This is a genomic window from Acidobacteriota bacterium (genome assembly GCA_030774055.1).
In the GTDB taxonomy this organism is placed as follows: Bacteria; Acidobacteriota; Terriglobia; order Terriglobales; family Acidobacteriaceae; genus JACPNR01.
In genome coordinates this window covers 1-10,083 of sequence record JALYLW010000113.1, presented here as the reverse complement: position 1 = coordinate 10,083, position 10,083 = coordinate 1, and the positions used below count along the sequence as shown (strand labels likewise).

Here is a 10,083-nt window from a genome sequence, read left to right as displayed (position 1 = left end):
GCCCAATATCTTTTCCGAATCGCGCGCGGGGGGAGCGAACGCCGCGCTCACGGGATGGTTCCATCCTTACTGCCGCATCAGTGGCATCGCGGCGAGCCTCACGCGCTGCCACTGGCAGGATGGCGGCATCCTGCTCGGCGAGATCCGGCGGGATGCGTCCATCCCCACGAGCATGCTCGACGAGCTGCTCGATATCCCAACCGTCACCTGGGAGCTGCGCCACCTTCCCGGTTTCATCAGCGCCGGCGAGCGCGAGCGTACGGAGGAGCTGCATGATTATCAGGAGCTGGTGCCGCTTGGCATCCAGGATGCGGCCGATCCCGCGCTCAGCCTGGTGGTGCTGCATCTGCCGGTGCCGCATCCGCACGGCATCTACGACCGCAAGACCGGGCGGTTCTCGACCGCGGAGACGCACGGATATCTCGACAACCTCGCCCTCGCCGACCGCACGCTGGGCGAGCTACGAGCGGCGATGGAGCGCTCTGGCGTGTGGAAGGATTCCGTGGTGATCGCCTCCGCCGACCACTGGTGGCGCTCCGAGTTCTGGAGCACGCACTTTGGCTGGGCGCCGGACGATGATCGCGCGCTCGCGCCGCTCGACCATCGCATCCCGTTCCTGGTGCGCTTCCCCGACCTGCAGACGAAGGACGCGCATGCGAGAAGCTACGCGCCGCAATTCAATACCGTGCTCACGCACGACCTGGTGCTCGCCATCTTCCGCGGAGAAGTGCAGGACGCCGCCGGCGCAGCGGCGTGGCTCGACGCGCACAAGACCATCGGCGACAGCCCGTACAGCGTCTACAAGAAATAGGACATAGAAGAACGCGCCGGGCGGATTGCCCGCCCGGATGGCGGTGGGCGTCCTCAGTAGCTCAGCTGACCCGGCGGCCTTCCTCGATGGCATCGTTGAGCATATCGCTCAACTGATGGGCGCGGGCGTTGTACTCGCCGGCAATGGCTTCGTACTTGCGCTTCAGCACCTGGTACTCGTCGGCGATGTTCAGCGCAGCGAGCACGGCCAGCCGCATCGAGTCGACCGTAGAGGTCTGCTCGGCCACGGAGCGCATCTTCGAATCCACGTATTCCGCGAGCTTGAAGATGTGGTCGGGATCGGTACCGCGAAGGTTGTAGGCTTGGTCGAAGATCTCCACGCGGACGCTGCTGCCGTTACCGTTCGGCTTCGTCGTCACCGGGCTCTCCTGGGTTGGAGTCGGCATCTAGTTTTTGTGTCGCGGGTATTCGCCAAGCTGATTATGTACTGGAATGGCAATTCTGGGAAGAAAAACTTATGAGCAGGTTGTCGGAGCAACCGGTCAAAACTGGTCGAAAACCAGAAGATAACAGACGTTCACCGGAAACGGATGTTTACTCGGCGGTGATCTGGTCGATGTGCTTGAGCAGCTTTTCGACCCGGCCGCGGACTTCTTCGCGCTCCTTGCGGAGCGCGATCACTTCTTCGCGCAGACTCTGAAACTCATCGCCGCGATTGCCCACCTGCTCGCGCAGGCGGCGGGCGTCGCGCTCGGCGGCCTGCTGCGCGGCGCGCGCAGCCTTCAGCATCTCCACCGTCTGGAATACTTTTTGCTCGAGCGCCTGAAAATCGTCGGCGCTGACTTCATCGTCGAGCTCGCGCTGGGCCTTCACACTCATGTTCCCCTCGTCATTCTCCGGTGTCGCGAGCGCAGTATAACGCACCTGTCAAAGAGATTTTGCACAACGCGCGTCACAGCGCGTCACTCGAACTAACTCTTGGTCACGTCGCCGAGACAATCTTTCATCCCGTCCCATGCCGTCCAGAAAGCGCGCATCTCTTCCGGCAGGCCGAGCGAGATGCGCAGCCAGGGGTTCAACAGCGCGAATGGCCGCCCCACCAGGATGCCCTGCGCGTGCATCGTGGCACGCACCTCGCGCGAAAGGCTGCCGACATGGAGCAGGACGAAGTTCGCGTACGAGGGCACGTACTTGATGCCGCGCTTGTCACATTCGGCGAGGAAGGCGGCGCGGTCGCCGTTGATGCGCTCGACCGCCTGCAGCATCTCAGCGGTATCTTCGAGGGCGAGCGCGCCGCAGTGGGCCGCGACGCAGTTCACGTCGTCGTAGAGCTCTTCGGTGTCGAGCCGCTTGATGGTGGGGACGGCGCCGACGGCGTAGCCGAGACGCAATCCCGCCATGCCATAGACCTTGGAGAAGGTGCGCGCCACGAAGACGCGCTCGTCGTCCACCGGATGATCGAGGAACGACTGATATCCGGGAGCGCCGACGGCGAAGTGGTGATACGCCTCATCGACCAGCACGTAGGTGTTGGGCGGGATCTTCTTGATGAAGTCCTCGATCTCCGCGCGCGCCGTGAGGCTGGCCGTAGGATTATTCGGATTGCAGATGTAGAACAGCCCCGGCCCCGAGCCCATCGCCTTCAGCATATTGGGAAGATCGTGACTATAGTCGGGACGCAGCGGCACCTGCACCACTCTGCCATGCTCGGCCTCGGTGTAGTGCGCGATGGCTTCAAAGGTGGGATGCGGCACCACCAGGCGCGCGCCGTTCGCGGCGAACTCGTCCGCCGCCATCTTCAGGATCTCGGTGGAGCCGCAGGAAACGTGCACCTGCTCCGGCTTCACCTTGTGCGTCTTGGCAACGGTCGCGACCAGCTTTTCATACTTGAAGTCAGGATAGCGGTTCGCGAGCGCCAGCGTCTCCGGCATCGCGGCCTTCACCTTGGGCAGCGGTCCGTAAGGGTTCTCGTTGCCGTTGAGCAGGATGGGATACGAGAGTCCGCCGGCGGTTTTCGGCGTGCGTGGCGGCTCGCCGCATCGTTGCGCGAATGCAGCGATCGGCATGGGCAGCGCGGAAGTGGCGGCGGCGCCCAGGCCGATGCCGCCAACGCGAAGGAAGTTCCGGCGCGAGAGGTTCACGGTGCACCTCGGTCTTTCTCGGTTCGCTTACTTGCTGCAGCTGCAGCGGACGCCATCGATCTCGGCTTTGCCGACATGGACAGGGTGCCGATTGTACGTCCACTCTTTCCAGCCGATGTTCATCTCTTGGACGAAGAACCCGCGCTCTGCCAACTGCAGAGCCACTTTGGCGGAGAGCTGTCAGTCGTGTCCCCAGCAATAGGTCACGATCGCTTTGTCCTTCGGCAGAAGACCGGCGGCGCGCTCCAGGTCTTCGAGCCCCGCGCTCCACGCACCCGGGATGTGGCCGGCGGCGAAGGCCTCGCCGCCGCGCGTGTCCAGAAGAACGAAGTCGAAGGGAGCCTTGCCCTCCACCGCCTTCAGCACGTCGCTGCGCTGCTTTTCCGCCTTGAGTTTTTCTGCGAAGTAGTCGCGGTTGGCGCGAACCTCGTCGGGAGTAAAAGCCATGGCGTACCTCCTCGGGTCACAAGAAAGAAGTCCGCACATGGTAAACCCGAAGGGCGCCGCTTACGAGCGCAGATTTCCGCCCAGCGCTTCGAGCGCTTTCACGATCCGCTGCGCCCAGCCCGCGACCTCGTCGTCGCGCAGCGTCCGCTCGTCCGATTGGAAGACCGCGCGCAACAGCAGTGACTGCTTGCCCGCGGGCACGGCGCCGCCACGGAAGATCTCGGCAGGCTCGAAGCTGCGCAGCGCGGCGAGCTTCAGCGCGTCCACCGCGGCCCAGATGCGCTCGAAGCTTACGCCGTCGGGCATGACGAAAGAGAAGTCGCGCTCGACCGCGGGGAACTTCGAGAGCGGCGTGTACTTGGGCTCGCGCAAGCCGCGCTTGTAGAGGCGGTCGGCGAAGATCTCCGCAACGTAGACCTCTTGCTTCAACTTGCGCTTCGCGGCGACGTCGGCAGGAAGATGGAGCTGGCCGAAGCGCGCGACCGTCTCGCCATCCATCACCGCACGCGCGGCGCGGTCCGGATGGTAGTAGTCCGTCGCGTGCGCGTCGAAGTAGAGAGCTTTGTGCTCGAAGCCGGAGAGCAGCGCCTCAAGGTCGCCTTTGAGGTCGAAGAACGAATACGCGCGCGGTTTCTCGTGCACGTTCGCCGGCGCCGCGTTGCCGGTCGCGCCCAGGCAGATGGCGGGAACTTCGTTCACGCCACCGGCGAGTGCTTCGAATATGTGGCCGGCCTCGAAAAGGCGAACGTCTTTCACGTCGCGGTTGAGGTTGTGCGCCAGCATCTCGAGCATGCCGGGAACGAGCGACGTCCGCATCACGGAAAGCTCCTCGTTCAGCGGATTGGCCAACTCGATGGCCTGCCCGCCGGAAAACGCCTTCGCGTCGGCGGGTGATAGGAACGAGTAGGTCATGGCCTCGTGGTAGCCGAGCGCGAGAAGCGTGCGCCGCGTCTTTTCTTCTTTCGCCGCGGTGGGCAGCTCGACGACCGAGCCCGAGAAGCCGGGCAGCGTATTCGAGAAATTGTTGTAGCCGTAGATGCGCGCGATCTCTTCGATGAGGTCGATCTCGCGCTCCACGTCGAGGCGCCAGGTGGGGACGATGACCGTCCAGGCGGGCTTGCCGCTGCCGCCGAGCTGGAAGCCGAGCCGCTTGAGGATGCCGGCGATGCGGGCCGCCGGGATCTTCTGGCCGAGGTGGCGCTCGACTTCGGTCCCGCGCAGGCGCAGCGTCGGACGTTTTATTTTGCGCGCGACGGCGTCAATCTCGCCGCCTTCGAGCTCGCCGCCCGAGCCTTCCCCGCCGTTCACACCTAAGATCAGCTGCGCGACGCGCGCGCACGCCAATGACGTCGCGCCCCAGTCGGCGCCGCGCTCGAAGCGGTGCGAGGCGTCGGTGTGCATGCCGTGACGGCGCGACATCGCGCGCACCGTCGCCGGATCGAACCACGCCGCCTCGATGAGCACGTTCGTCGTCGAGTTTGTGATCATGGTGTCAAAGCCGCCCATCACGCCGGCGAGCGCGACGGGCTTCTTCGCGTCGGCGATGACGAGGTCGTCGGTGGTCAGCGTGCGTTCGACGCCATCGAGCGTCTTCAACTTCTCGCCCGCGCGCGCGTGCCGGACGATGATCTTGCCGCCCTCGAGCGTGTCGAGATCGAAGGCGTGGGTGGGGTGTCCCATCTCGATCAGGTTGTAGTTGGTGGCGTCGGCGGCGGAGTTGATGGGGCGCGCGTCGTTTCTCTGTAACCGCTCAGCGATCCTCTTGGGCGATGGCCCGATCTTCACCCCGCGGAGGATCCGCGAGGTATAGCGCGCGCAGCCTTGCTTGTCTTCAATCTCTATCCTGAAATCTGCTTTGCCTTTCGCCTTTGGCAGCTTCGCAACGATGGGTTTCAACTCGCGGTCGTAGATGGCTGCCGCCTCGCGCGCGACGCCGTAGTGGTTCATCGCGTCAGGACGATTGGTGGTGATCTCCATGGTGAAGACGGTGTCGTTGCCCACCTTCTCCACCGACTCCACCGAGATCCCGGCCATGGTGAGGTCGCGGGCAAGCGCCTGGTCGTCGGCCTTGAGGTCGACGAACTCGCGCAGCCATGAGATGAGGACTTTCACGCGAACTGCTCCAAGAACCGCACGTCACCCGAGTACAGCAACTGGATGTCGTCGATGCCGTACATCGCCATCGCGATGCGCTCCACGCCCATGCCGAAGGCGAAGCCGGAGACCTTGGCCGGGTCGTATCCGTTCTTCTTCACAAACTCAAAGACGTTGGGATCGACCATGCCGGAGCCGAGTAGCTCGATCCATCCACTCATCTTGCAGAGACGGCAGGGCGTCCCGTTGATCAGGCCTCTGCCGCCGCACTTGAAGCACGTCACCGCCACGTCCGCGCTCGGTTCGGTGAAAGGGAAGAACGACGGGAAGAAGCGCGTCTTCGCGGCGGAACCAAAGAGCGCTTTCATCGCGTGGTCGAGCGTGCCCTTCAGGTCGCGGAAGGTGATGTTGGTGTCGACGACCAGGCCTTCGACCTGGTGGAAGACGGGCGAGTGCGTCGCGTCCGGCGTGTCGTGCCGGTAGACCTTGCCGGGGATGACGATGCGCACCGGCGGCGGCTGCCGCTCCATGGTGTGGATCTGCACCGGCGAAGTGTGCGTGCGCAGCAGCAGGCGGTCACGCTGCGGTTTTTTCTCCTGTCCCGCGATGAAGATGGTGTCCTGGGTATCGCGCGCGGGATGGTTGGGCGGAAAATTCAGCGCCTCAAAGTTGTAGTAGTCGGTCTCGATCTCCGGACCTTCGCCGACGGAGTATCCCATCGCCTGGAAGACGTGGACGATGGTGTTCATGGTGCGGATGACGGGATGCTCGACGCCCAGCGGGCGGCGGATGCCGGGGAGGGTGACGTCGAGTTTTTCGGCGTCGATGCGCGCGGAGGAAGCCGAGCCGGTGGCGCGTGCGCGGGCCGATTCGACCAGCTCTTCGACTTCTTTGTTCAGCTCGTTGACGCGCCGGCCGACCTCGCGCTTGGCTTCACCGGATGCGGCCTTCAGCCACAGATCGTTGATTTGAGCGAGGATGCCGTTCTTGCGCGCCATCCAGCGATCGCGGAATGCTTTGTGGTCGGCTTCGCTTGCGACCGCGGCGGCTTCGGTCTCGAGCGCAGCTAGGAGGTCGCGGACAGCCGCATCCAGCGACTGCGGTGAGTAGTCGGCGAGTTTGGGGACCTGATACATGAGCACCCAGAATAGAAGTAGGCGCGGACGAATACGCCCGCGCCATCCTACCTGAAGACTGATGACTGATGACCGAAGACCGCCTACGCCGTCTTCGCCAGCGCGGCCTTCGACTGTTCGCACAGCGCCTTGAAGCCGGCCATGTCTTTCACCGCGATGTCGGCGAGGATCTTGCGATCCAGCTCCACGCCCGAGCGCTTCAGCCCGTTGATGAACTGGCTGTAGCTCAGTCCACACTGGCGGCAAGCCGCGCCGATGCGCACGATCCAGATCGAGCGATACTGGCGCTTCTTCATGCGCCGGCCGGCGTACGCGAACTTGAGTCCGCGTTCCACCGACTCTTTCGCCTGGCGATAGAGTTTTGACTTGGTGAGGAAGTATCCGCTGGCGCGATTGAGGATCTTCTTGCGCTTCTGGCGGCGTTTCGTACCACGTTTTACGCGAGGCATGGAGCTCTCCTTTTATGGTGCGTTTTCGCGGCTGGAGGCAGGAGGCCCGGGTGGGGACTTCGAAAGCCTCTTCACTCGCTGTGAGCTTTCAGCATTCAGCGGTCAGCGTTCAGCCAACCACCACTCTGCCCTGCAACTCAGCGACGACCGGCTCGGCTGAAAGCTGAGGGCTGAGAGCTGATCGCTATGAGTACGGGATCATGCGCTTGATCTTTGGGGCGTCTGCCTTCGAGACCAAGGTGGGCATATCGAGCTGGCGCTTGCGCTTGCGATTCTTCGAAGTCAGGATGTGGCGCGTGAAGGCGTGGGTGCGCCGCACCTTGCCGGTCCCGGTCTTGCGAAAGCGCTTTTTTGCGCCGGAGTGTGATTTAAGTTTCGGCATTGCGTTCCTCAAGGGGCCAAGCCCCGAATCAGATGTGCTGCTTACTTCTTGGGCGGCGCGAGGATGGCGTGCAGCGTGTTGCCTTCCATGCGCGGCATGAACTCCACGATGCCCTTGCCCTGGATCTCTTTCATCAGGCGATCGAGGATCTTGCGGCCCAGCTCGCGATGCGACATCTCGCGTCCGCGATAGAAGATGGTGGCCTTGACCTTGTCGCCTCCCTCGAGGAAGCGCAGCACGTGGTTTCTTTTGGTCTGGTAATCGTGCTCGTCCACGTTGATGCGGAACTTCACTTCCTTTACGGTGATGACCTTCTGGTGTTTCTTGGCCGCCTTCTCCTTCTTGTCCATCTCGTAGAGATACTTGCCGAAGTCCATGATCTTGCAGACCGGCGGTTGCGCCGTCGGCGAGACTTCCACGAGGTCAAGGTTGCGCTCCCGGGCGATCTTGAGCGCGTCAAAGGGGGTCAGGATGCCGAGCTGTTCGCCTTCTGCACCGATCACGCGCAGCTCGCGCGCGCGGATGCGATCATTCGTGCGGATAAACTTCTTGTCGATGCGATCCTCCGGAGTTCCGTGCAGGGGCTTAAACAGGCTTAAAAGCTAGGGTTAGACCGTGAAGATTATAGCATGCAGCCCGCGCCAGCCCAGACATCACGCCGCGGGGAAGCCGGTCTTCGAAACGCCGGTCAAGCCGTCGTCAGTGAGGGCGGCGACGCGCACCTTCATCCATCGGTTCGGCGGATGCGAGCCGGCGAGTCGCAACTTCACGTAATTGTCGGTGAGGGCTTCGGTGTAGCCCTCGTCGGCGCGGGATCTGTTCCCGCCGATCAGCGTGATGGCCTCGACCTCGCGTCCGATGAACGACTCGCGGAAGCAGCGGTTCTTTTCCGCGGCCAACTCGCGCAGCACGCGATTGCGCTCGTGCTTCACCGGCTCGGCGACCTGGGCGGGCAGCGTGGCCGCCGGCGTCCCCGGACGCGCGGAGTAAGTGAAGACGTGCAGGTAGGTGAAGGGAAGCGAAGCGATGAACGCGCGACTCTCTTCGAACGATTCGTCCGTCTCGCCGGGAAAGCCGACCATCACGTCGGCGCCGATGGCAGCATCGGGCATCGCGGCCCTGGCCCGGTGGATGCGGTCGGCGTAATGCCATGGCCGGTACTTGCGATGCATCGCGCGCAGCACGCGGTCGGAGCCGGATTGCAGCGGCGCATGCACGTGCTTGGCGAGGCGCGGCGAGCCGGCGACCAGGGCGATGAGGTCGTCGGACCAGTCCATGGGCTCGATCGAGCTGAGGCGGATCTTTTCAATGCCGGTCCTATCGAGGATGGCGCGCAACATCTCCTCAAATCCTTCAAAGCCGCCGGTGCGGTCGTTGCATTCGAAGTCTCTGCCCCAGCGCCCGAGGTTGATGCCCGAGAGCACGGCCTCGCGATAGCCGGCGGCGACCAGGGCATTCACTTCGGCGAGCACGCGCTCGGGGCGAAGCGAACGGCTCTGTCCCCGGACGTAGGGGATCACGCAGAACGAGCAGCGATTGTCGCAGCCATCCTGGATCTTCAGGTTGGGACGCGTGCGCTCGGCGTGCGCTCCTCCAGTCTCGTGCAAGTCCCTTTCGAAGACCGGCGCGGCGAGCAATTCAGTATGGGCAAAGATGTCGGAGACGAATATCTGACCCGGCGGAGACGGGGCAAACCCCGTCTCTACCCGCCGTCCACTCAGAAGCGTCCGCAACGGAACGAATCCCACAGCCGGTGCGACCAGGTCGGCGAGACAATGCTTGTGGGAGTTCCCGACCACGGTCGCGACTCCGGGCATAGCCGCCAATTCTTCGGGCGCGCGTTGCGCGTAGCAGCCGGTGACCACGATCATTGCCGCCGGATTCTCGCGATGGACGCGCCGGATCGCAGCCCGCGCATCCTTGTCGGCCGCCTCGGTGACGGTGCAGGTGTTCAACACCACTACATCGGCGCGGGCGGCATTGCGAGCGCCTTCCAGGCCTCGCGAGGCGAATTGACGCTCGAGCTCCGCGCCATCCGCCTGCGTCGCACGGCATCCGAAATTCTGCACCCAGTAGCTGCTCACTGGCGTATTATATCCAGCAGTTCGTTCGCAATGTGCTTCTGCAACCGGCACAGCTGCTGGCTGCGACTCAACCGTCTCGTAAGCCCAACCGCCCCCTGGAGCGAAGTCACATGAAACGGCGCATCCTGCTCGTGGACGACGAACTGGCAATACTGCTGACGTTGAAAGCGATCCTGGAGATCAACGGTTTCGAGGTCGAGACCGCCATTTCAGGCAAGGAAGGGATCGCGAAGCTCAAGGCCACGGCCTACGACATGGTCATCACCGACATGAAGATGGAGAGCGAGCACGCGGGCTATGACGTGGTGCGCGCCGCGAGGAAGGCGGAGTCGAAGCCGGCCACCGCCATCCTGACCGCCTATCCGACGCTGGGCAACGATTGGAAGCAAGAAGGCGCGCAGAGCATACTGGTGAAGCCGTTGAACACGCAAGATCTGCTGCGGCAGATCGAAGTGCTGCTCATCCAGCACGCCGACAGCAAGGCAAAAGCCGCCAAGGCGGCGGCGAAGGCCGCGAGCCGCGGCGTCAGCCAGGGCGGCAAGAGCAAGCCGATCGAGATCAAGCGCGCGATCTAAGCAC

12 protein-coding genes are annotated in these 10,083 nt (G+C 63.5%); 2 read left to right on the top strand and 10 right to left on the bottom strand.

Annotated features, from left to right (window positions below; genetic code table 11):
- On the top strand, positions 1-811 hold an 811-nt coding region (locus tag M3P27_09225), incomplete at its 5' end, for an LTA synthase family protein (GenBank protein ID MDP9268488.1).
- Between the two features lie 61 nt (positions 812-872).
- Here M3P27_09225 and M3P27_09220 read toward each other — a convergent pair.
- The 10 genes from M3P27_09220 to mtaB form a co-directional block, all read right to left on the bottom strand.
- Positions 873-1,217, bottom strand: a complete 345-nt coding sequence (locus tag M3P27_09220) for a cell division protein ZapA (protein ID MDP9268487.1) — start codon at positions 1,215-1,217, stop codon at positions 873-875.
- A gap of 148 nt (positions 1,218-1,365) precedes the next feature.
- Entirely contained in the window at positions 1,366-1,650 is a 285-nt protein-coding gene (locus tag M3P27_09215; GenBank protein MDP9268486.1) for a hypothetical protein, read from the bottom strand.
- A 92-nt stretch (positions 1,651-1,742) separates the two neighbouring features.
- Complete coding sequence (locus M3P27_09210; protein MDP9268485.1) at positions 1,743-2,912, bottom strand: aminotransferase class I/II-fold pyridoxal phosphate-dependent enzyme; 1,170 nt, start codon at positions 2,910-2,912, stop codon at positions 1,743-1,745.
- A gap of 180 nt (positions 2,913-3,092) precedes the next feature.
- Positions 3,093-3,359, bottom strand: coding sequence for a rhodanese-like domain-containing protein (locus M3P27_09205; GenBank protein ID MDP9268484.1), 267 nt, complete (start codon positions 3,357-3,359; stop codon positions 3,093-3,095).
- A 60-nt stretch (positions 3,360-3,419) separates the two neighbouring features.
- Positions 3,420-5,471, bottom strand: a complete 2,052-nt coding sequence (gene pheT, locus M3P27_09200) for a phenylalanine--tRNA ligase subunit beta (protein MDP9268483.1) — start codon at positions 5,469-5,471, stop codon at positions 3,420-3,422.
- Positions 5,468-6,589, bottom strand: coding sequence for a phenylalanine--tRNA ligase subunit alpha (pheS, locus tag M3P27_09195; protein MDP9268482.1), 1,122 nt, complete (start codon positions 6,587-6,589; stop codon positions 5,468-5,470). Before pheS ends, pheT begins: the two co-directional genes overlap by 4 nt.
- Before the next feature lie 83 nt (positions 6,590-6,672).
- On the bottom strand, positions 6,673-7,038 hold the full coding sequence (gene rplT / locus M3P27_09190) for a 50S ribosomal protein L20 (protein MDP9268481.1): 366 nt from the start codon (positions 7,036-7,038) through the stop codon (positions 6,673-6,675).
- 184 nt (positions 7,039-7,222) lie between these two features.
- On the bottom strand, positions 7,223-7,420 hold the full coding sequence (rpmI, locus tag M3P27_09185) for a 50S ribosomal protein L35 (GenBank protein ID MDP9268480.1): 198 nt from the start codon (positions 7,418-7,420) through the stop codon (positions 7,223-7,225).
- A 41-nt stretch (positions 7,421-7,461) separates the two neighbouring features.
- Positions 7,462-7,977, bottom strand: coding sequence for a translation initiation factor IF-3 (gene infC, locus M3P27_09180; protein MDP9268479.1), 516 nt, complete (start codon positions 7,975-7,977; stop codon positions 7,462-7,464).
- 96 nt (positions 7,978-8,073) lie between these two features.
- Entirely contained in the window at positions 8,074-9,504 is a 1,431-nt protein-coding gene (gene mtaB / locus M3P27_09175) for a tRNA (N(6)-L-threonylcarbamoyladenosine(37)-C(2))-methylthiotransferase MtaB (protein MDP9268478.1), read from the bottom strand.
- 110 nt (positions 9,505-9,614) lie between these two features.
- Between mtaB and M3P27_09170 the strand changes: the two genes are divergently transcribed.
- Positions 9,615-10,079 (top strand): response regulator, encoded by a 465-nt coding sequence (locus M3P27_09170; protein ID MDP9268477.1) that lies wholly within the window; start codon positions 9,615-9,617, stop codon positions 10,077-10,079.
- Positions 10,080-10,083: the final 4 nt, after the last annotated feature.